This window comes from Crocinitomicaceae bacterium (genome assembly GCA_016708105.1).
Taxonomy (GTDB): Bacteria; Bacteroidota; Bacteroidia; order Flavobacteriales_D; family Crocinitomicaceae; genus JADJGJ01.
The window spans coordinates 29,215-53,612 of record JADJGJ010000001.1 but is presented as its reverse complement, the minus strand read 5'-3'; the positions used below and the strand labels follow the sequence as shown (position 1 = coordinate 53,612).

Genomic DNA, 24,398 nt, shown 5'->3' with positions numbered 1-24,398 from the left:
TCATTTCTGAAATTTTGAATAACCAATTATATTTTCTCAATTGTTTTAAACAGATCAACGGTTGATATTTTTTCTGCTCCATTTTGTAACCATAGCTCAGACCGATACTTATTTTTGTAACTGATTTGAAAAAAATATGCTGCTAAAAAAAATAATCCTGCGCAATCAGGATGCATTTGAAAATACCCTTGCATCTTGGGCAGAAAAACAAAATATTCCGGTGGCGTTTTTTGATGGGAAAGAAAGTCTCACTGACTTGGTTGAGTCATTAGTAATACTACATGAAGATTATAATATTTCACGTGAGAATAAAGAATTGCGTGAACTACTGGAAAGTCACCATAAATCAGTACATCAGGTTGATATTAATGCAACCATGAGTGCCTCTGCTGGCTCATTGAAATTCTGGCTTGAAAATAACAAACCAAAAAACGTATTGGTTACAGGCGATCCTTCACTCATTAAAAATGTACGCCTCACAACTTTTCTTGATAAACTTGAACAAACTCTTAAAGGATAATAACCTTTGATCTTTGGGTGTTTTTTTCTGTAGAAATTTCCAGAATATAGTTGCCCGGAATTAATTCACTCACTTCAATTTGTGTATGTCCTGAAAGCTGAAGTGCTTTGTAAACAACCTGTCCGGCTTTATTGTAAATTAACACATCATACAACTTGTCATCAACCATAGGCTGAATGTTAATCTCATGATCTGCGGGTATTGGGTAAACAGCAAATTGAGGTTTGGATTTTTCTTTGGCTGAAACAACCTGGTCTATATAATAGTGATAGTAAAAAAATTCAGCCCGCTCAGGATTCAACTTCATGGCTTGCGCATTTTCTGCTTCAATATAATATTTCACGTGGTCATTGCTGGTATGATAAGGAACCTCCGCAGTGTAAATACCATCACCTGCAACAAGATCTCCGTTCAATCCATCATCAGTCATTGTTATTGTTGTAAAGTCAGACGCATAAGGCGCAGGATTATTTGTCACTTTCAATGAAACACCGGTTGCATTAGAAACCTGTGCAGAAATGAATACCGTATCATCTGCAGAAGGATGCTGAATACTTTGTGTTACACCTGAAATCAACGGAGCCGAATACGTTAGATCTGAATAGTTTTCAAGATAAGGTTTTCTGTTTGTAATCACATCTGTTATGCCCGCAATAGTATACATAAGCAAATAGTTCACCGGCGAATCTACGTTCTGTGTAAACTTAGTCATGTTGTGCGGTTTGTTTGGGTCAGAGTTCACGGCAGAATATGCGGTTGATTGTCTTGCGGTAATCCAATCTTTAATCCATGTGGCAGAATAATATTCATTCATTATGGTGCGGATATGTGCAAAATATTTTTTACGATAATAATCATTAGACAGTAATTGAAAAACTAATGGCCGGTCAGAAAAATAAGGCGACAAGCCATACAACGGATCAAGTTCATAATGCGACTCCGGTGATCCACCTGAAAATAAAATTCCGCAAAAACTTTCTGTTAAATCCCACGGCAACATCTGAAATTTTCCATCGGCTGTTTGGTACATATAGTAGTTATGAATGATGGTGGTGTTATAGGTGTCTTCATTTGACAAAACTTGAGAAACCGCAAAATTCCATAGCACGCGATCAACATTAATAACACTTTCAATATTGCCTGGGTTAATATTGAGTGTGTAAATCATCTCCAGAAATTCAGTCCAACCCGTTGGTGATTTTCTTTCGTATGATTCATAATAATCAAGCGTGTCTGACCCTTCCCAAACCAATCCCGGCCAATCAACCGGATGCCCTGCTTGTTCTTCTGTCATGGGTTCACATTTAAAAAATGCTCCATCATTTTCACCAAAATGTTTTTTCAAAAATTGATAGCCCACATCTTCTTGATTCACATACACACCCAAATAATTTCCGTTGACAACCAGTCGCACCAGGTTAGCCTCATAACAAGGCATGTATTGCTTATAAATAAATGATGCCATCAGTTCTTTACAAAAAGTGGGATCAAACCAGGCATTGCCTAATTTCAATTTTCTGAAACCCTGAATTTGTTGTCCACTGATCAAATCATTGAGGTCAATATTATAAGGCAATTTCTGATTACCAAACATATTAGGCACAGCAAAAGTTGAATTGCCTTTATATTTTACTGCAACACTGTCAAGAAAAATACTGCCATAAGTTAGAGTTGCCGGCAGGGCGTTTTCAATGTAGTTTTCTTTCCAGTATTTTAATATGGCATGATGATCAGGATTGTAGAAATTTATTGAAAGCGTACTGATGTGTCCGTAATGATAGAATTGTCCGGCTTGCGCATACTTTGTGGTTGGATCAAAAAGAATTTGAGCATGAGAATGAACACAATGCATCAATGCAATCAACAAAAGAAATTGATATCGTAATTTCAGATTACCCATGACTCAAATACGTATAAATACCCATTGTAGTTGGGTGATTTTCTGCAAGCATCAAGTGAAAAAACTAAAGTAATTCACTGAAAAAAATCCATACAAAAGTTCAACTAGCGTGAACCAATATGCACAATTTGATCAATCTATTTATTTAGCTGATGCAATAACCTGTACATCAAAAATCAATGTTGCCTTAGGCGGAATGGTGGCGCGTCCTTGTTCACCATAAGCCAACCAATAAGGAATAACTAGACGAATGTGACCACCAACACTGCAGAGTTGAATACCTTCATCCCAACCTTTAATTACTTTTCCACGACCCAGCAAAAATTTAAATGTTTGATTTCTGTCAACTGATGAGTCAAACTTTTTTCCATCAGTAAAATATCCGGTATAATGTACTTCCACATTTTCTCCCACTTGTGGAAATGTTCCATTACCCTCTGTAGTGATGAGGTATACCAAACCACTTGCAGTCTGTTTTGCCTTTTTGTAAAGTTTTTTATCTAAGGCTTTTACCTCTGCAAAAAAAGCTTTGTTCTTTTCAAGCAAAGCCAGTCTTTCTTTTTCTTTGAGAGCTGCTATTCCTTCTGCAAATGCAGTTGATGCGTCAAATGCTTGAGCTTTTTCACCAACACGAATGATTTCTACTTTTTCCATCACATCTCCTTGCTTTATCGCATTAACGACATCTTGTCCTTCAATTACCTGTCCAAAAACGGCGTGTTTTCCATTTAACCAAGGTGTTGCTTTATGCGTGATAAAAAATTGACTTCCGTTCGTATTCGGTCCGGCATTAGCCATTGATAAAACACCTGGCCCCGTGTGATAAAGCGTAGTATCAATTTCATCAGGGAATGCATACCCTGGCCCACCTGATCCATTACCTGCGGGGTCTCCACCCTGAATCATAAAATCAGCAATCACCCGGTGAAATTTTAATCCGTCATAATATGGTTTGGTAATTTTTATAGAATCATAGGTAAAATTTCCTTCTGCCAAACCAACAAAATTTGCCACTGTTATTGGCACTTTTTCATACTCCAGTTTGATAAGTATTTCTCCTTTTGCCGTTGTAATTTTGGCATATATTCCATCTTGTAAGTCAGTTTGTGTAAAACTAAATCCGGCAATTAGAACGAGTAAAATTGAAACTATAATTTTCATAATCATCTTTTTATTTATTAATCAGCGTTGAAATTTTCTTTATTCAGCAAAATCAATAGTAATATCTCATTGTTTGCTAGTTAACAAAGATAAACAATTTATGTGCCTATTTGCGCTAAGCATGGGTAACAGAATTGAAATCCTGAATAACCCTTACCTTTGCAGTATGATACTTGTTACCGGAGCAACGGGATTATTAGGCACACATGTACTGGCTGAACTAACATCCAGAGGTCAAGCCGTGCGGGCACTAAAAAGACCAACTTCTGATTTGTCTGCCCTGCAATCAGTATTCAATTATTATTTCAAAGAGAATGCTCCTGACAAATTAAACTTAATAGAGTGGATTGATGGTGATATATTGGATATTAGTTCTCTCCAAAAGGCCATTCAAGGTTGTGATGTGGTGTATCACTGTGCTGCTTTAGTGTCATTCAGAAAAAAAGATTTTAATCGTCTTATTAAAAATAATAAAGAAGGTACAGCAAACGTCGTTAATGTTTGCCTCACTGCCGGGGTGAGTCATTTATGTTATGTTAGCTCCACAGCAACAATCGGAAAAACACCGAATAAAAGTGTGTTAGACGAAAACTGTAAATTCATTTCTTCATCTGAAAATTCAGGATACGCCGTTAGTAAATACCTTGCTGAAATTGAAGTTTGGAGAGGAATAGAAGAGGGCTTACCTGCGGTTATCATTAACCCTTCTGTCATTCTTGGTCCGGGTAACTGGAATGAAAGTTCTGTCACTATTTTCCGCAAAATTCGCGATGGCCTAAAATTTTATACACCTGGTTCAAATGCTTTTGTTGATGCCCGAGATGTTGCTTATATTCTCTGTGAACTTTCTGACAAAAAAATATTCAACGAAAGATATTTAGTGATCGGTGAAAATTTATCTTATCAAAATTTGTTTAACCAAATTGCTGCTGCATTTCAGGTTAAATCACCATCCATTTGTGCCAAACCCTGGATGGCTGCTATCTATTGGAGGTTTGAAGCTTTCTTGTCATTTATTCTAAGAAAAAAACCAACCATTACACGTGAAACGGCACGCAGCGCTATGGCTTCTGTTTTCTATTCAAATGCAAAAATCTGTCAGCAGTTAAATTTTAAATTCAGAAGCATGGATGATACCATATCAAACGCAGTTTGCTATTTCAAAAAAGGACATATCTATCATCAGTAACTGGAAAATATAATAGATCAATCAGAGAAAAGTTGTGAACTCTGATGTAGTATTTTCTACTCTTTGAAAATTCGATTAGTAACCAAAATAATTGTCCTTAGCGTAATCATGATGTGATTATCATTTTCTTTTGTAAACCGGAACAGCAGAACAAGGTTCGCCAAACATCAGCGATTTTACAAATGGCAACAGTTTTTTTGTTAGCACAACATATGCTTTTTCAGGACAAGGTATATCAGAACAACCTTTTACCATCACAATTTTGTCCTGTAATTTGCTGCTGTCATAGCTGGAAAGAGAATTGAAGAACAAACTTTCTGTCGCTGCCTCCAAATCTCCATATATCACCGTAGAATTTTTTAATTCAGATGTAATGAGCATATACACCCAGGCCGGAATTATAGCGTCAGCAGAACAAAACACAGCTACCGTTTTTCCCTCATACTGCATCCAGTTATGATTTTTTATCCAAGCCCTGAATTCTTTTTCTTTTATGACTAAATTATTCCAAAGTTGATCTTTTATGTCAAGCAGAATAATTTGTTTTTTATCTGGCATAAACATTTTAAGATCTATTTGCTCAATGCCTGCTTCAGCAACTTTATTAATTATATCTTCTCCCATAATACAAATTTAAGATCTCAATTTATTTTGATAAAAATATACCATTTGCAGATATTTGACTGTTTTGAAAATTATTGAGATTTGAATTTGGCTCATTTTTTTCAAGAGATAACCAGACCGATTGCACAATAATTGTAAAAAGTACATCATACAAAAACAAAAAGAGGCTGCCTTTGTTTGCAGCCTCCTTACTTTTTTGTTCTTACTTTTTTATTTCAATACTGTTACATGTCCTCTTACTCTATGGCGCTTGTCAGACATGGTTTCACCAAACTCAATTTGCCATATATAAACTCCGTCTTCAACCAGACCTTGATCACCATAGGTTCCATCCCAACCAACAGACGCATCATAGGATTCAAATATCACTTCACCCCAGCGGTTGAAAATGGTTAAGTGATAATCATAGACATCATAACCTGCTGTAAATACAGGGAAGAACGTGTTATTATTTCCGTCTCCGTCTGGCGTAAATACATTTGGAACATAGAAGAGAATTTCATCCATTATTTCAATTTGTACAGATGCTGTGTCTGAACATCCTACCGAGTTTGTTGCAGTGAGCGTTACTGTGTAGGTCATGTTTCCAATTGCAGGGAATGCATGTTCTGGATCTGTTTGTAAAGAGTAGGTTCCATCACCAAAATCCCAGTAATAAGAATCTGCATTGATTGACTCATTCAAGAATTCAACTTCAGGATTAGAAACGGCAACATAACCTGGCGAATACATAAATGATGCTACCGGTGGTTCAACAACTGTAATGTAGTCATTATACGTTTCTGTTGCAACACAGCCTTCATCAGATGTAACTGTTAATGTCACGTCATATGATCCTGCCATATCATAGAGTGTTGAAACTATTCCACAACCATTCGCAGATAGTCCGTTTCCAAAATCCCAACTACAGTTAGATCCTGCCGGTATCGTAAGATTTGTGAAGTTCACAGGCATTGGAGAACATCCAATCAAACTATCCCCCATAAACACCACATCCGGAAGCGGATTAACAACCACGTCTACCTGATCGGTTGATGAACATTCTCCACCACATTGAGTAGCCGTTACAGTATAGGTTGTTGTGCCCACCGGTGGCGTGAATGCAGTGCTGTTGATTACTCCGTTATCCCAGCTAATAACCGCAGCATCCGGATTACTTGCTGTAAGGGTGACTACTTCTCCTTCGCATAATGTAACATCAACTCCTGCGTTTACTGTCGGTGTGGTTACACCAATGATAATTTGTTGGGTCACCGTAATTTGATTGCCGCAGTTATCTGTCACGCTATATGTTCGCGTGATGATTTCTCCGTTGCAGGTGTTGTTGTCTGACACATCTGATACCCACGCTACAACCGGTGATGCCGTGCAGTTATCCGCCTCATCTATCACTGCCGTAACATTCGGAGCAGGTACATTGGATGCACATGATACATTGATTGGGGCAGGGTTAGATGCCGTTGGATTGGTAATATCATTCACAATGATTTGTTGTGTGACCGTGATTTGATTTCCGCAGTTGTCCGTTACACTATACGTTCTTGTAATCGTCTCAGGACACGTATTGCCATCTGATACATCACTCACAAATTGTACAAGTGGTGATGCCGTGCAGTTGTCGGCCTCGTCGATAACAACTGCAGGGTTTGCTGCCGGCACATCTGCTATACATTCTACCGTCACTGATGCCGGATTCGACGCCGTTGGATTGGTGGTGTCATCCACAATAATTAATTGTGTTACGTTGATTGTATTTCCACAATCATCCGTGATACTATACGTTCTTGTTATCGTCTCAGGACACGTGTTACCATCTGATACATCACTCACAAATTGTACATCCGGATTTGCCGTGCAGTTGTCTGCTTCATCTGTAATTAACGTTACATCAGCCACCGGTACATCGGCTATACACTGAACCGCAATATTCGCCGGGGCTGTTCCCGTTGGGTTGGTAATATCATTCACAATGATTTGTTGTGTTACCATGATTTGATTGGCACAGTTGTCCGTTACACTATATGTTCTTGTAATAGTTTCAGGGCAGGTATTGCCATCTGATACATCACTCACAAAAGCTACTGTCGGTACTCCTCCATTGTCCGCTTCATCTATCACAACCAATGGATCTGGCACAGGTACATCTGCTATACATTCTACCGTTACCCCTGCCGGGTTCGATGCCGTTGGCAAAATGATGTCTGATACAATAATGGTTTGCGTTACCGTAATTTGATTACCGCAGTTATCCGTTACGCTATATGTTCTGGTAATCGTCTCTGGACAAGTTAATCCATCTGACACATCACTTACAAAAGTCACCGTTGGATTCAGTGTGCAGTTGTCTGCCTCATCTATCACTACCAATGGATCTGCTGCTGGTACATTGGCTATCACATCTACCGTAACACTTGCCGGATTGGATGCTGTTGGATTAGTTGTATCATCTACAACAATAGTTTGGGTCACGTTGATCGTATTTCCACAGTTATCCGTTACACTATAGGTTCTTGTTATGGTCTCAGGACAAGTATTGCCATCACTTGCATCACTCACAAAAGCTACTGTTGGAACTGAGCAGTTGTCTGCTTCATCTATCACTACCAATGGATCTGCTGCCGGTACATCTGCTATACATTCTACCGTCACTGATGCCGGATTCGACGCCGTTGGATTGGTGGTGTCATCAACAACGATTGTTTGGGTTACGTTGATACTGTTGCCACAATCGTCCGTGATGCTATACGTTCTTGTAATAGTCTCTGGACAAGTATTCCCATCTGACACATCACTCACAAATTGTACATCCGGATTTGCCGTGCAGTTGTCTGCTTCATCGGTAATCAACGTTACATCAGCTGCCGGCACGTCTGCTATACACTGAACAGTAATATTTGCCGGGGCTGTCCCCGTTGGGTTAGTAATATCATTCACCATGATTTGTTGTGTTACCATGATTTGGTTAGCACAGGCATCCGTTACTGAATACGTTCTTGTGATCGTCTCTGGACAAGTTAATCCATCTGATACATCACTCACAAATGCAACGGTCGGTACTCCATTATTGTCCGCCTCATCTATCACTACTGTTGGGTCCGGTGCTGGTACATCTGCTATACATTCTACTGTAACAGGAGCCGGATTTGACGCCGTTGGCATGATTGGGTCGGTTATCAAAATTAATTGCGTTACCGTAATTTGATTGCCGCAATTGTCCGTTACACTATACGTTCTTGTAATAGTCTCCGGACACAAGTTGCCGTCCGTTACATCACTTACAAAGGCTACCGTTGGATTCAGCGTGCAGTTGTCTGCCTCGTCTATCACCACCGTTGGATCCGGCGCCGGGGCTGGGCCTCCGGGAACTGTTACACTTGCAGGGTTTGATGCTGTCGGATTAGTTGTATCATCTACCACGATTGTTTGTGTTACCGTGATGGTGTTTCCACATGCATCCGTGATTGAATAAGTTCTTGTTATGGTCTCAGGGCAGGTGTTGCCATCGCTTACATCACTTACAAAAGCTACTGTCGGTACTGAACAGTTGTCCGCTTCATCGGTAATCAACGTTGGGTCTGCGGCCGGAACATCACCTATGCACTCAACCGTGATGTTTGCCGGGGCCGTGGCTGTTGGGTTGGTGGTATCATCAACAACGATGGTCTGTGTTACGTTGATTGTGTTTGAGCAATCATCCGTGATACTATAGGTTCTTGTAATAGTCTCTGGACAAGTATTACCATCTGATACATCACTCACAAATTGTACATCCGGATTTGCTGTGCAGTTGTCTGCTTCATCGGTAATCAACGTTACATCAGCCGCCGGTACGTCTGCTATACACTGAACAGTAATATTTGCCGGGGCTGTCCCCGTTGGGTTAGTGATATCATTCACCGTAATAGTTTGTGTTACTGTGATTACATTGGCACAGTTGTCCGTTACTGAATACGTTCTTGTGATCGTCTCTGGACAAGTTAATCCATCTGATACATCACTCACAAATGCAACGGTCGGTACTCCATTATTGTCCGCCTCATCTATCACTACTGTTGGGTCCGGTGCTGGTACATCTGCTATACATTCCACTGTAACAGGGGCAGGGTTTGACGCCGTTGGCATGATTGGATCTGTAATCAAAATGGTTTGCGTTACCGTAATTTGATTGCCACAGTTGTCCGTTACACTATATGTTCTTGTAATAGTCTCAGGACACAAGTTGCCGTCCGTTACATCACTTACAAAGGCTACCGTTGGGTTCAGCGTGCAGTTGTCTGCCTCATCTACAACAACCGTTGGATCCGGCGCCGGGGCTGGGCCTCCGGGAACTGTTATACTTGACGGGTTTGATGCTGTCGGATTAGTTGTATCATCTACCACGATTGTTTGTGTTACCGTGATGGTGTTTCCACATGCATCCGTGATTGAATAAGTTCTTGTTATGGTCTCAGGGCAGGTGTTGCCATCGCTTGCATCACTTACAAAAGCTACTGTCGGTACTGAACAGTTGTCCGCTTCATCGGTAATCAACGTTGGGTCTGCGGCTGGAACATCACCTATGCACTCAACCGTGATGTTTGCCGGGGCCGTGGCTGTTGGGTTGGTGGTATCATCAACAACGATGGTCTGTGTTACGTTGATTGTGTTTGAGCAATCATCCGTGATACTATAGGTTCTTGTAATAGTCTCTGGACAAGTATTACCATCTGATACATCACTCACAAATTGTACATCCGGATTTGCTGTGCAGTTGTCTGCTTCATCGGTAATCAACGTTACATCAGCCGCCGGTACGTCTGCTATACACTGAACAGTAATATTTGCCGGGGCTGTCCCCGTTGGGTTAGTGATATCATTCACCGTAATAGTTTGTGTTACTGTGATTACATTGGCACAGTTGTCCGTTACTGAATACGTTCTTGTGATCGTCTCTGGACAAGTTAATCCATCTGATACATCACTCACAAATGCAACGGTCGGTACTCCATTATTGTCCGCCTCATCTATCACTACTGTTGGGTCCGGTGCTGGTACATCTGCTATACATTCTACTGTAACAGGAGCCGGATTTGACGCCGTTGGCATGATTGGATCAGTAATCAAAATTAATTGCGTTACCGTAATTTGATTGCCGCAATTGTCCGTTACACTATACGTTCTTGTAATAGTCTCCGGACACAAGTTGCCGTCCGTTACATCACTTACAAAAGCTACCGTTGGGTTCAGCGTGCAGTTGTCTGCCTCATCTACAACAACCGTTGGATCCGGCGCCGGGGCTGGGCCGCCGGGAACTGTTACACTTGCAGGGTTTGATGCTGTCGGATTAGTTGTATCATCTACCACGATTGTTTGTGTTACCGTGATGGTGTTTCCACATGCATCCGTGATTGAATAAGTTCTTGTTATGGTCTCGGGGCAGGTGTTGCCATCGCTTGCATCACTTACAAAAGCTACTGTCGGTACTGAACAGTTGTCCGCTTCATCGGTAATCAACGTTGGGTCTGCGGCTGGAACATCACCTATGCACTCAACCGTGATGTTTGCCGGGGCCGTGGCTGTTGGGTTGGTGGTATCATCAACAACGATGGTCTGTGTTACGTTGATTGTGTTTGAGCAATCATCCGTGATACTATAGGTTCTTGTAATAGTCTCTGGACAAGTATTACCATCTGATACATCACTCACAAATTGTACATCCGGATTTGCTGTGCAGTTGTCTGCTTCATCGTTAATCAACGTTACATCAGCCGCCGGTACGTCTGCTATACACTGAACAGTAATATTTGCCGGGGCTGTCCCCGTTGGGTTAGTGATATCATTCACCGTAATAGTTTGTGTTACTGTGATTACATTGGCACAGTTGTCCGTTACTGAATACGTTCTTGTGATCGTCTCTGGACAAGTTAATCCATCTGATACATCACTCACAAATGCAACGGTCGGTACTCCATTATTGTCCGCCTCATCTATCACCACCGTTGGGTCCGGTGCTGGTACATCTGCTATACATTCTACTGTAACAGGAGCTGGATTTGACGCCGTTGGCATGATTGGATCAGTAATCAAAATTAATTGCGTTACCGTAATTTGATTGCCGCAATTGTCCGTTACACTATACGTTCTTGTAATAGTCTCAGGACACAAGTTGCCGTCCGTTACATCACTTACAAAGGCTACCGTTGGGTTCAGTGTGCAGTTGTCTGCCTCATCTACAACAACCGTTGGATCCGGCGCCGGGGCTGGGCCTCCGGGAACTGTTATACTTGACGGGTTTGATGCTGTCGGATTAGTTGTATCATCTACCACGATTGTTTGTGTTACCGTGATGGTGTTTCCACATGCATCCGTGATTGAATAAGTTCTTGTTATGGTCTCGGGGCAGGTGTTGCCATCGCTTGCATCACTTACAAAAGCTACTGTCGGTACTGAACAGTTGTCCGCTTCATCGGTAATCAACGTTGGGTCTGCGGCTGGAACATCACCTATGCACTCAACCGTGATGTTTGCCGGGGCCGTGGCTGTTGGGTTGGTGGTATCATCAACAACGATGGTCTGTGTTACGTTGATTGTGTTTGAGCAATCATCCGTGATACTATAGGTTCTTGTAATAGTCTCTGGACAAGTATTACCATCTGATACATCACTCACAAATTGTACATCCGGATTTGCTGTGCAGTTGTCTGCTTCATCGTTAATCAACGTTACATCAGCCGCCGGTACGTCTGCTATACACTGAACAGTAATATTTGCCGGGGCTGTCCCCGTTGGGTTAGTGATATCATTCACCGTAATAGTTTGTGTTACTGTGATTACATTGGCACAGTTGTCCGTTACTGAATACGTTCTTGTGATCGTCTCTGGACAAGTTAATCCATCTGATACATCACTCACAAATGCAACGGTCGGTACTCATTATTGTCCGCCTCATCTATCACCACCGTTGGGTCCGGTGCTGGTACATCTGCTATACATTCTACTGTAACAGGAGCCGGATTTGACGCCGTTGGCATGATTGGATCAGTAATCAAAATTAATTGCGTTACCGTAATTTGATTGCCGCAATTGTCCGTTACACTATACGTTCTTGTAATAGTCTCAGGACACAAGTTGCCGTCCGTTACATCACTTACAAAGGCTACCGTTGGGTTCAGTGTGCAGTTGTCTGCCTCATCTACAACAACCGTTGGATCCGGCGCCGGGGCTGGGCCTCCGGGAACTGTTATACTTGACGGGTTTGATGCTGTCGGATTAGTTGTATCATCTACCACGATTGTTTGTGTTACCGTGATGGTGTTTCCACATGCATCCGTGATTGAATAAGTTCTTGTTATGGTCTCGGGGCGGGTGTTGCCATCGCTTGCATCACTTACAAAAGCTACTGTCGGTACTGAACAGTTGTCCGCTTCATCGGTAATCAACGTTGGGTCTGCGGCTGGAACATCACCTATGCACTCAACCGTGATGTTTGCCGGGGCCGTGGCTGTTGGGTTGGTGGTATCATCAACAACGATGGTCTGTGTTACGTTGATTGTGTTTGAGCAATCATCCGTGATACTATAGGTTCTTGTAATAGTCTCTGGACAAGTATTACCATCTGATACATCACTCACAAATTGTACATCCGGATTTGCTGTGCAGTTGTCTGCTTCATCGTTAATCAACGTTACATCAGCCGCCGGTACGTCTGCTATACACTGAACAGTAATATTTGCCGGGGCTGTCCCCGTTGGGTTAGTGATATCATTCACCGTAATAGTTTGTGTTACTGTGATTACATTGGCACAGTTGTCCGTTACTGAATACGTTCTTGTGATCGTCTCTGGACAAGTTAATCCATCTGATACATCACTCACAAATGCAACGGTCGGTACTCCATTATTGTCCGCCTCATCTATCACCACCGTTGGGTCCGGTGCTGGTACATCTGCTATACATTCTACTGTAACAGGAGCCGGATTTGACGCCGTTGGCATGATTGGATCAGTAATCAAAATTAATTGCGTTACCGTAATTTGATTGCCGCAATTGTCCGTTACACTATACGTTCTTGTAATAGTCTCAGGACACAAGTTGCCGTCCGTTACATCACTTACAAAAGCTACCGTTGGGTTCAGCGTGCAGTTGTCTGCCTCATCTACAACAACCGTTGGATCCGGCGCCGGGGCTGGGCCTCCGGGAACTGTTATACTTGACGGGTTTGATGCTGTCGGATTAGTTGTATCATCTACCACGATTGTTTGTGTTACCGTGATGGTGTTTCCACATGCATCCGTGATTGAATAAGTTCTTGTTATGGTCTCAGGACAAGTATTGCCATCACTTGCATCACTCACAAAAGCAACTGTCGGAACAGAGCAGTTGTCCGCTTCATCTATCACTACCAATGGATCTGCTGCCGGCACATCTGCTATACATTCTACCGTCACTGATGCCGGATTCGACGCCGTTGGATTGGTGGTGTCATCAACAACGATTGTTTGGGTTACGTTGATACTGTTGCCACAATCGTCCGTGATGCTATACGTTCTTGTAATAGTCTCTGGACAAGTATTACCATCTGATACATCACTCATAAATTGTACATCCGGATTTGCTGTGCAGTTGTCTGCTTCATCGGTAATCAACGTTACATCAGCTGCCGGCACGTCCGCTATACACTGAACAGTAATATTTGCCGGGGCTGTTCCCGTTGGATTGGTAATATCATTCACAATAATTTGTTGTGTTACCATGATTTGGTTTGCGCAGTTGTCCGTTACACTATATGTTCTTGTAATCGTCTCTGGACACGTATTACCATCTGATACATCACTCACAAATGCAACGGTCGGTACTCCATTATTGTCCGCCTCATCTATCACTACTGTTGGGTCAGCTGCCGGTACATCTGCTATACATTCCACTGTAACAGGGGCAGGGTTTGACGCCGTTGGCATGATTGGATCTGTAATCAAAATGGTTTGCGTTACCGTAATTTGATTGCCGCAATTGTCCGTTACACTATATGTTCTTGTAATAGTCTCCGGACACAAGTTGCCGTCCGTTACATCACTTACAAAAGCTACCGTTGGGTTCAGCGTGCAGTTGTCTGCCTCATCTACAACAACCGTTGGATCCGGCGCCGGTGCAGGGCCTCCGGGAACTGTTATACTTGCCGGATTGGATGCTGTCGGATTAGTTGTATCATCTACCACGATTGTTTGTGTTACCGTGATGGTGTTTCCACATGCATCCGTGATTGAATAAGTTCTTGTTATGGTCTCGGGGCAGGTGTTGCCATCGCTTGCATCACTTACAAAAGCTACTGTCGGTACTGAACAGTTGTCCGCTTCATCGGTAATCAACGTTGGGTCTGCGGCTGGAACATCACCTATGCACTCAACCGTGATGTTTGCCGGGGCCGTGGCTGTTGGGTTGGTGGTATCATCAACAACGATGGTCTGTGTTACGTTGATTGTGTTTGAGCAATCATCCGTGATACTATAGGTTCTTGTAATAGTCTCTGGACAAGTATTACCATCTGATACATCACTCACAAATTGTACATCCGGATTTGCTGTGCAGTTGTCTGCTTCATCGTTAATCAACGTTACATCAGCCGCCGGTACGTCTGCTATACACTGAACAGTAATATTTGCCGGGGCTGTCCCCGTTGGGTTAGTGATATCATTCACCGTAATAGTTTGTGTTACTGTGATTACATTGGCACAGTTGTCCGTTACTGAATACGTTCTTGTGATCGTCTCTGGACAAGTTAATCCATCTGATACATCACTCACAAATGCAACGGTCGGTACTCCATTATTGTCCGCCTCATCTATCACCACCGTTGGGTCCGGTGCTGGTACATCTGCTATACATTCTACTGTAACAGGAGCCGGATTTGACGCCGTTGGCATGATTGGATCAGTAATCAAAATTAATTGCGTTACCGTAATTTGATTGCCGCAATTGTCCGTTACACTATACGTTCTTGTAATAGTCTCAGGACACAAGTTGCCGTCCGTTACATCACTTACAAAAGCTACCGTTGGGTTCAGCGTGCAGTTGTCTGCCTCATCTACAACAACCGTTGGATCCGGCGCCGGGGCTGGGCCTCCGGGAACTGTTATACTTGACGGGTTTGATGCTGTCGGATTAGTTGTATCATCTACCACGATTGTTTGTGTTACCGTGATGGTGTTTCCACATGCATCCGTGATTGAATAAGTTCTTGTTATGGTCTCGGGGCAGGTGTTGCCATCGCTTGCATCACTTACAAAAGCTACTGTCGGTACTGAACAGTTGTCCGCTTCATCGGTAATCAACGTTGGGTCTGCGGCTGGAACATCACCTATGCACTCAACCGTAATGTTTGCCGGGGCCGTGGCGGTTGGGTTAATATTGTCATTAATCACAATAGTTTGAGTACACGTTGCCGTACTGCCACAATCATCTTGTATACTATATGTCCTTGTTACTGTTTCAGGACAAGTATTGCCATCTGATACTTCGCTCACCAAAGTAAAACTTGCCGTATTGATGGTGCCTCCCACCGATGAGGATGAACCTCCCGCTGCCACAAATGCAGCATAGTTTGCATAAGCCGGTTGTTCTGTAATTGAACATACAGCCGTGAGGTTACCCGGACATGTCAGCGTTGGAAGGGTATTAATTACACTGATGGTAAATGTTTGTGGAGTACCACTGCATCCACTTAATACCGGGGTTACTGTGATAGTCGCGGTTGCTGTTGTTCCAGGTGTTGGATTTAATCCCGTAAACGAAGCGATATCACCACTGCCGCTTGCTGCTAAACCAATACTTGTATTGTTATTCGTCCAGTTGAAAGTTGCTCCTGCGGTACCTACAAATGTTACTGCTGTGGTTGCCGTGTTTGCACAAAGGGTTTGATCCGCTGGATCGGTTAGCGTTGGTATTGGATTTACCGTAATAGTAAATGTTTGCGCAGTACCCGTGCAGCCTGCCAAGGTTGGTGTTACTGTAATAGTTGCCGTTACCGGGGTGGTGCCTGCATTAATAGCTGTAAATGATGCTATGTTTCCACTGCCGCTTGCTGCAAGACCGATTGAAGGTGTATTGTTTGTCCAGTTGAATGTAGCTCCTGCTGTACCGGTGAATGTTACCGCTGTAGTTGCCATGTTCGCGCAGAGTGTTTGATCAGCCGGATCGTTCACCATTGGAGGGTTTGGATCTACTAAAGTGATCAACGTCGCACTCGTGCTCACACATGATCCCATGCTCACCTGGAAGTTAGTGTACGCTCCGGCATTAAGACCCGTTATCACGATCGAACCTCCCGCATTAGAGGTCATCGCTAATGGTCCAACAGGTACGCCGTCATCTGTATAACTCACGCTATATGCCGTACTGGCTGCTAATCCCGTGATCGTTATGGTTCCGTCTGTGCCGGTACAAATGGTTGGGTTGGTGCCTGCAACCGCAATCACCGGATTTGGATTCACTGTAATGGTAAATGTTTGTGGGGTACCTGTACATGGTCCAAGTACCGGAGTCACGGTAATGGTTGCCGTTACTGGCGCACCTGTGCCATTGATTCCCGTAAATGATGCAATATTGCCTGTGCCACTGGCTGCAAGACCTATGCCTGTATTGTTGTTTGTCCAGTTAAATGTCGCTCCGGCTGTACCCGTAAAGTTTACAGCTGTTGTTGTTCCTCCTGCACAAACACTTTGATCTGCAGGATCTGTCACCGTGGGTGTTGGATTTACCGATATAGTGAACGTTTGTGGTGTGCCTGTGCATGGACCCAAGACCGGTGTTACCGTAATCGTAGCCGAGATTGGTAGTGCTGTTGCATTGGTTGCGGTAAACGATGGAATATTACCACTACCACTTGCTGCTAGACCAATGGCAGTATTGCTATTTGTCCAGTTAAATGTTGCTCCCGCTGTTCCGGTAAAGTTTACTGCTGTGGTTGCATTGCCTGAACACAAAGTTTGATCTGACGGATCTGTCACCGTTGGTGTTGGGTTTACCGTTATAGTGAATGCTTGTGGTGTGCCAGTGCATGGACCCAAGACCGGTGTTACCGTAATCGTAGCCGAGATTGGTAGTGCTGTTGCATTGGTTGCGGTAAACGATGGAATATTACCACTACCACTCGCTGCTAAACCTATCGCTGTATTGCTGTTGGTCCAGTTAAACGTGGCTCCAGCTGTACCTGTGAAGTTCACCGCTGTCGTTGCGTTGCCAGAACACAAAGTCTGGTCCGCCGGATCAGTTACTGTTGGAGTTGGATTTACTGTAATGGTAAATGTCTGCGCTGTACCCGTACATCCGGCAAGTGTTGGTGTAACCGTAATTGTTGCTGTGATTGGAAGTGCTGTTGCATTGGTTGCAGTAAATGACGCAATATTGCCACTGCCACTTGCGGCTAGACCTATGGATGTATTGCTGTTCGTCCAGTTAAATGTTGCCCCAGCTGTACCCGTAAAGTTTACCGCTGTGGTTGCATTGCCTGAACACAAGGTCTGATCCGCCGGGTCGTTGACCATTGGAGGGTTTGGATCTACTAAAGTGATCAACGTTGCGCTCGTGCTCACGCATGATCCCATGCTAACCTGGAAGTTAGTGTACGCTCCGGCATTAAGACCCGTTATCACTATTGACCCTCCCGCATTAGAGGTCATCGCTAATGGTCCAACAGGTACGCCGTCATCTGTATAACTCACGCTATATGCCGTGCTGGCTGCTAGTCCCGTGATCGTTATGGTTCCGTCTGTGCCGGTACAAATGGTTGGGTTGGTGCCTGCAACCGCAATCACCGGATTTGGCGTAACTGTAATCGTAAAAGTCTGTGGTGTTCCCGTACAGCCGCCTGTGGTTGGAGTAACCGTTATTGTTGCTGTAATTGGAGCTCCAGTACCGTTAACTCCTATAAATGATGCAATATTTCCTGTACCACTTGCCGCAAGGCCAATACTGGTGTTATTGTTGGTCCAGTTATATGTTGTACCCGCTATCGATCCGGTAAAGTTCACCGCCGTGGTTGATCCTCCTGCACAAATACTCTGGTCAGCCGGATCTGTAACTGTTGGTGTTGGGTTGACTGTAATGGTAAATGTTTGCGCAGTACCCGTGCAGCCTGCCAAGGTTGGTGTTACCGTAATAGTTGCTGTTACCGGGGTGGTGCCTGCATTAATAGCCGTAAATGATGCTATGTTTCCACTGCCGCTTGCTGCTAGACCAATGGTGGTGTTGCTGTTTGTCCAGTTATATGTTGTCCCTGCAATTGCGCCTGTGAAGTTTACCGCAGTTGTTGCCGTGTTCGCGCAGAGTGTCTGGTTGGCAGGATCAGTTACTGTTGGTATTGGATTTACCGTAATAGTAAATGTTTGCGCAGTACCCGTGCAGCCACCCAAGGTTGGTGTTACCGTGATAGTTGCTGTTACCGGGGTGGTGCCTGCATTAATAGCCGTAAATGATGCTATGTTTCCACTGCCGCTTGCTGCTAAACCAATGGTGGTGTTGCTGTTTGTCCAGTTATATGTTGTCCCTGCAATTGCGCCTGTGAAGTTTACCGCAGTTGTTGCCGTGTTCGCGCAGAGTGTCTGGTTGGCTGGGTCGGTTACTGTTGGTATTGGATTCACCGTAATAGTAAATGTTTGCGCAGTACCCGTGCAGCCTGCCAAGGTTGGTGTTACCGTAATAGTTGCTGTTACCGGGGTGGTGCCTGCATTGGTGGCTGTAAATGATGCTATGTTTCCACTGCCGCTTGCTGCTAAACCAATGGTGGTGTTGCTGTTTGTCCAGTTATATGTTGTCCCTGCAATTGCGCCTGTGAAGTTTACCGCAGTTGTTGCCGTGTTCGCGCAGAGTGTCTGGTTGGCTGGGTCAGTTACCGTTGGTATTGGATTCACCGTAATAGTAAATGTTTGCGCAGTGCCCGTGCAGCCTGCCAAGGTTGGTGTTACTGTAATAGTTGCTGTTACCGGGGTGGTGCCTGCATTAATAGCTGTAAATGATGCTATGTTTCCACTTCCACTTGCTGCTAGACCAATGGTGGTGTTGCTGTTTGTCCAGTTATATGTTGTCCCTGCAATTGCGCCTGTGAAGTTTACCGCAGTTGTTGCGGTGTTCGCGCAGAGTGTCTGGTTGGCAGGATCAGTTACTGTTGGTATTGGATTCACCGTAATAGTAAATGTTTGCGCAGTACCCGTGCAGCCTGCCAAGGTTGGTGTTACCGTAATAGTTGCTGTTACCGGGGTGGTGCCTGCATTAATAGCTGTAAATGATGCTATGTTTCCACTGCCGCTTGCTGCTAGACCGATTGAAGGTGTATTGTTTGTCCAGTTGAATGTAGCTCCTGCTGTACCCGTGAATGTTACTGCTGTAGTTGCTGTGTTCGCGCAGAGTGTCTGGTTGGCTGGGTCAGTTACTGTTGGTATTGGATTTACCGTGATAGTGAACGTTTGTGCCGTCCCTGTACATCCCCCGAGCGTGGGTGTTACCGTAATTGTTGCAGTAATTGGAGTAGCACCGGCATTGGTAGCCGTGAAGGATGCGATATTACCACTGCCACTGGCTGCCAGACCAATGCTGGTGTTGTTGTTAGTCCAGTTGAAGGTGGCCCCTGCTGTTCCTGTGAAGTTCACCGCAGTTGTTGCAGTATTGGCACAGAGGGTTTGATTTGCAGGGTCAGTTACTGTTGGAATCGGATTCACGGTAACCGTAACAGTTTGTGGCGTTCCCGCGCATCCACCAGCAGTTGGGGTAACGGTGTAGGTAACAGTTTGAACTGCACCAGTTGAATTAGTAAGCGTATTGCTAAGGGTACTCGTTGATTGCGTCCCTGTACTTTCACCTGTAACATTCGGGTTAGCTGTCGCAACCCAGGTATAAGTTGTTCCTGCCATTGTACTTGTAAGTGGGATACTCACAGTACCGCCTGAACAAATCGAAGCTGTATTGGCGCTGGTCATGCTTGGGGCATTATTGACAGTTACACATTGAGTTTGGGTATAGGTACAACCAAAATTATCGGTAACAGAATATGTATAACAAGGTGTGCCAGCAGCCGTAGGTGTAACAGAGGCCGTGGTTGCACCTGTAGAGGTAAGTCCCGGAGTAGCAACCCAACCTTGTGAAGCGATGGTAGGTGTAAAACCGCCAGCAGCCGGAGGAACGGTGAAATTCACATCCCAGTTGAAAATGTAGCCATTATCAATGGAAAGATTATCGGTCACCTGTATTGTCCAAGCTCCATTTAACGGACAACCGAATAAATTTGACCAAGGATCAACAGGCATATAATTTCCTGGCGTGATTGAGGCACCAGCAGGACTCCCTGCAGTAACGGTTGATCCATCAACCAAGAGTGTGGTTGCACCGGGAGTAAAGCAATATGTTGAGCCCGTTCCGGGAGTAGTTGACCCATCATCTAGTGCCCCCCCAAGATATGTGCCTCCTCCGCCTGGATAATCCTTCAGAGTCATACTTTGCCCATTCGGACAAATGATGACAATATCCAAATCTCCTAAAAAGGAATGTTCAATATTTAAACAAATGTTAGAGAAATCAGCAGCACTGGTAATAGTTTGACCGGAATTAAAACAATTAACAGTAATAGAAGTTGTGTATGAAACACCAGAGCCGTCAGGCAAGAAAGTTGTGCCGGATACCGGCGGGGTGCAATTAGGCACATACGGAGTCATCGTAACATTGGCCGTGAGGTTAGAACTTTGCCCTAAACATATTGGATTTGGTGCGGCATTAGTTACGATTGTAGGTGTTGTTGAAACTTGAACTACTTGTGTTGCTGAGTTAGAATTGGAACAACCACTTGGATCAGTAATGGTGAGACCAACAGCATAACTGCCCGAAGTAGGAAAGGCATGAGATACACTAGTTCCAGTTCCTGATGTTCCATCTCCGAAATTCCAAGAATAAGTTGCTCCGGCCCCACTAGAAGAAAAAGTACCTGATCCAGTAAAATTTACAGATTGACCCTGACATATCTTAACATAACCAGCAACAGGTGCAGGGGTGACTGAAGCAATATTGGCGGTGATAGTTTGGCAAGGCTGAGTACAAGAAATAGTAGCAGCCCATCCTGTGTAGCTAAAGCTTCCATCCGAAGTAAAGACAAAAGTTAGGCAACCTGTGGGATTTCCAGGAGTTGCTTGGGCTATGCCGGGCCCAGCGCTACCGGTATACGATCCTAATGTAGGCGCGGCAGTTGAGTTACCATCATAAATTGTGAGAAAATCGTAATTATTTTCTAAATCGAACGAAGTAAAATTTACCTGCACCATACTGCCAGGAGTAGAAGGGCAAATTGTATACGTTAAATTTTGACTAAAGCCATAATTTGACGAAGGACCACCGGAGTCATAAAAGTTTCCACTACACAAAGAAGTGCTTCCATTAGACATGTTCACATTTGAGCCTGGAGGGGGTGGAGTAACACATGAAATTGTTGCCGCCCATCCAGGATACACTACTGAACCATCAGATGTAAATTGTATTGTGATACAACTACCTGATGCGGTAACAACACCGGGAGAACCTGTACCTGTGTAGGACCCAATAAGCGGAGACCCTGTAGTTGCACCATCGTAAATATAAAGATCATCCCAACCACTCTCAATTGAAAATGAAGTAAAATTTAGTTGTGGGGATTGACCAGCAACAGATGAGCAAATTGTAAACACAAACGTTTCACTAATTCCATAATCTCCGCCTGAGCCACCTGAATCATAAAAAGTACCTGAACAGGTTGTAACACTACCATTGGTCATGTTATAGGTTTGACCAAATGCCGTCAGACTAATAAACACAATGAATATAATTGAACTTATTCTCTTCATGAAATTTTCAGTTAATTATTATTTAATCTGACTATTGATATAACTGTTACTTTTTACAACTAAAATATAACCTGTACTTCCTATTACATAATAATTATCTGCGTTAGGATCTGCGGGTAATTGAATATGGAGGACATTTAAACTTCCAGCCAGAAATGAATTCACAAAATCTACTGAACTGAGTATTCCATCTTTTGAAAATTCGGAGTACGGAATATCTGCTAGCGTTTTTAAACCAGTTGACTTCTCATTTATTTTGTCAGTCAATTCAAAACCAAATTGCAGTTTTGCTTCCAAATATTTTATCAATCCGGGGTTGGATGATAATGTCTCTTGATATTTTTCAGATCCCAAAAAATCTACTACTCTGCTGTTAGGGGAACCTGCCTGAGAAAAGCAGACACTAACCGCAAAAACTAAAATCAATGATTGTAGGAATTTCATAAGCACTATTTAACATTAACTTGACGAATCGTTAAATGTGAAGTTGCCTGAAATTCATAAAAAAGGATGCTTTTATCTCAAAAAAATATCAACATCCTATCTTGTTGTAAATATGATGTTTATATACATTTTGGTTAAACAAATATTTCGTTTTAAAACATGGTTTAAGCGATAATAAGCGAATTGTTATTTAGAGCATAGCTTTGTTATATATTTAACGCGTAAGATTGCGAGGATTTACCTTCCCAAAGTGGGCTTTAAAAGATAATCGATGGTACTTTTTCTCCAATCGAGCGCAGCGGGTAAATATATTTTTTCGAGAGCCGGAATTTCATCAGATAAAATGATGGCGTCATTCATATCAACTTCATCAATAGCAATGAAATATTTTGTCAGATCAGAAACAGGTTGAACATGTGGTTCAGTATAATTACATCTGGTAAAATCAAGCGTATCTACTTGTGCTAAAAAAATTAAATTTCTGTTGTTCTCAGCACCTGGAGTAGCAACAATTTGTGTATAAAATCCTGCTTGTTGAAATGTTTTGAAAATACAGCGTGAAGCATGTCCCTTTTCACCAGAAATAAACCCGTAAAAATTCATCATTACAAGACCACCAGGTTTTAACATATTCTTCAGGGTAGAAAAACATTCCACTGTGAGCACATGTGAAGGAGGAGTTTCATTCAGAAAAAGATCAAGCGTAATAATGTCATACTTTTTTTTACAGGTATTGATATACCTGCGCGCGTCATCAACAATAATATTGGTTGAATCAGGAACAGCAAAATATTTCAAGGCAACTTCTTTCACCCGCTGATCAATTTCAACCACATCAGTATTGAAACCAAGGCGATTAAATTGATGAACAATGGTTCCTCCACCGAGACCTAATAAAAGTGCATCACTTCCTTTTGGAAATATACTTACCGCCGTTGGAAAAAAGTAAGACCAATCCCACAAATCATATTCCGGATTATCAACATCCATGATTGATTGCGCTGTATTATTTACCAGCAATGCGCGCCCATTTTTCCAACCACGTGTTGATGTATAATATGGCATGTCAACCACTCTAATCTGACCCAAAATTCCTTCAGACTCATACAAGACATGATAATTTTCTTGATCCAAATTTTTTTGTGCGTTGATAAATGCGGTTAAACCAAAAGGAACTAAAAAAATAAATGCTTTGAAATATTTTTTGCCGACTAAAGCGAGTAAAGGAAATAACGCAAGTAATAATCCAAAAAAATAACAAGGCCACTTAATTCCAAATTCAGGCAATAAATAAAATCCCACTAAAAAAGTGGCGCAAATTCCTCCCAGTGTAGAAAATGCATAAATTGATCCGGCGCTCTTACCTGAATTATCTGCAGCATCATTGATCAGATTAATAATGAGCGGACTGGTAGTACCCATCAATAAAAGAGCGGGAAACATAAATACCATCAACGAAATAGTAGTGCCCCATTGTACAGAAAAATCTAATGTTGCTGTCATGATCCACAAGCTGGTGTGTGGCATGATGATCATAAAAATTCCGGCACAAATTAAAATGAAATAGACGAGCGAAGTGTGTTTGTACTTTTTTGAAAGATATCCTCCAAGATAATATCCCGACATGAGTGACAATAAAGTAACACCAAGAACGGCGGCCCACACATAGAGAGATCCGCCAAAAAATGGAGCAATCAACTTTGCACCAAACAACTCACACGCCATTAC

Annotated in this window: 9 protein-coding genes; 2 read left to right on the top strand and 7 right to left on the bottom strand. The window is 42.9% G+C overall.

Features of this window, described 5'->3' with window-relative positions:
* The first annotated feature begins 136 nt into the window (after positions 1-136).
* Positions 137-520 (top strand): hypothetical protein, encoded by a 384-nt coding sequence (locus IPH66_00170; protein ID MBK7127766.1) that lies wholly within the window; start codon positions 137-139, stop codon positions 518-520.
* On the opposite strand, the gene IPH66_00165 is transcribed toward IPH66_00170, so the two are convergent.
* Together IPH66_00165 and IPH66_00160 are read right to left on the bottom strand one after the other, a co-directional pair.
* Entirely contained in the window at positions 510-2,420 is a 1,911-nt protein-coding gene (locus IPH66_00165; GenBank protein ID MBK7127765.1) for a CotH kinase family protein, read from the bottom strand. The genes IPH66_00170 and IPH66_00165 overlap by 11 nt on opposite strands.
* A gap of 141 nt (positions 2,421-2,561) precedes the next feature.
* Positions 2,562-3,581 carry a peptidylprolyl isomerase gene (locus IPH66_00160; protein ID MBK7127764.1) on the bottom strand — a complete coding sequence of 340 codons (1,020 nt, stop codon included), beginning with the start codon at positions 3,579-3,581 and terminating at the stop codon, positions 2,562-2,564.
* Positions 3,582-3,702: 121 nt separating this feature from the next.
* Here IPH66_00160 and IPH66_00155 point away from each other — a divergent pair, with 121 nt between their 5' ends.
* The gene (locus IPH66_00155; protein MBK7127763.1) at positions 3,703-4,770 is read left to right on the top strand and encodes an NAD-dependent epimerase/dehydratase family protein; all 1,068 of its coding nucleotides are present in this window, start codon (positions 3,703-3,705) and stop codon (positions 4,768-4,770) included.
* Positions 4,771-4,890: 120 nt separating this feature from the next.
* Here the strand turns inward: IPH66_00155 and IPH66_00150 are convergent, their stop codons facing one another.
* The 5 genes from IPH66_00150 to IPH66_00130 all read right to left on the bottom strand — a co-directional run bounded on the left by IPH66_00150 (position 4,891) and on the right by IPH66_00130 (position 24,395).
* On the bottom strand, positions 4,891-5,394 hold the full coding sequence (locus tag IPH66_00150) for a DUF2480 family protein (protein MBK7127762.1): 504 nt from the start codon (positions 5,392-5,394) through the stop codon (positions 4,891-4,893).
* Positions 5,395-5,604: 210 nt separating this feature from the next.
* Positions 5,605-12,285 (bottom strand): gliding motility-associated C-terminal domain-containing protein, encoded by a 6,681-nt coding sequence (locus tag IPH66_00145; GenBank protein MBK7127761.1) that lies wholly within the window; start codon positions 12,283-12,285, stop codon positions 5,605-5,607.
* Positions 12,282-22,226 carry a PKD domain-containing protein gene (locus IPH66_00140; GenBank protein ID MBK7127760.1) on the bottom strand — a complete coding sequence of 3,315 codons (9,945 nt, stop codon included), beginning with the start codon at positions 22,224-22,226 and terminating at the stop codon, positions 12,282-12,284. The genes IPH66_00145 and IPH66_00140 overlap by 4 nt, the downstream gene beginning before the upstream one ends.
* Before the next feature lie 18 nt (positions 22,227-22,244).
* The gene (locus tag IPH66_00135) at positions 22,245-22,670 is read right to left on the bottom strand and encodes a hypothetical protein (GenBank protein ID MBK7127759.1); all 426 of its coding nucleotides are present in this window, start codon (positions 22,668-22,670) and stop codon (positions 22,245-22,247) included.
* Between the two features lie 237 nt (positions 22,671-22,907).
* Entirely contained in the window at positions 22,908-24,395 is a 1,488-nt protein-coding gene (locus IPH66_00130; GenBank protein ID MBK7127758.1) for a fused MFS/spermidine synthase, read from the bottom strand.
* Positions 24,396-24,398 lie beyond the last annotated feature (3 nt).

What these genes read in the sequence shown, in the direction of transcription:
- IPH66_00160 (MBK7127764.1), bottom strand. Translation starts at nt 3,581, where the DNA reads ATGAAAATTATAGTTTCAATTTTACTCGTTCTAATTGCCGGATTTAGT.
- IPH66_00150 (MBK7127762.1), bottom strand. Translation starts at nt 5,394, where the DNA reads ATGGGAGAAGATATAATTAATAAAGTTGCTGAAGCAGGCATTGAGCAA.
- IPH66_00130 (MBK7127758.1), bottom strand. Translation starts at nt 24,395, where the DNA reads ATGGCGTGTGAGTTGTTTGGTGCAAAGTTGATTGCTCCATTTTTTGGC.
- IPH66_00165 (MBK7127765.1), bottom strand. Translation starts at nt 2,420, where the DNA reads ATGGGTAATCTGAAATTACGATATCAATTTCTTTTGTTGATTGCATTG.
- IPH66_00135 (MBK7127759.1), bottom strand. Translation starts at nt 22,670, where the DNA reads ATGAAATTCCTACAATCATTGATTTTAGTTTTTGCGGTTAGTGTCTGC.
- IPH66_00170 (MBK7127766.1), top strand. Translation starts at nt 137, where the DNA reads ATGCTGCTAAAAAAAATAATCCTGCGCAATCAGGATGCATTTGAAAAT.
- IPH66_00140 (MBK7127760.1), bottom strand. Translation starts at nt 22,226, where the DNA reads ATGAAGAGAATAAGTTCAATTATATTCATTGTGTTTATTAGTCTGACG.
- IPH66_00155 (MBK7127763.1), top strand. Translation starts at nt 3,703, where the DNA reads ATGGGTAACAGAATTGAAATCCTGAATAACCCTTACCTTTGCAGTATG.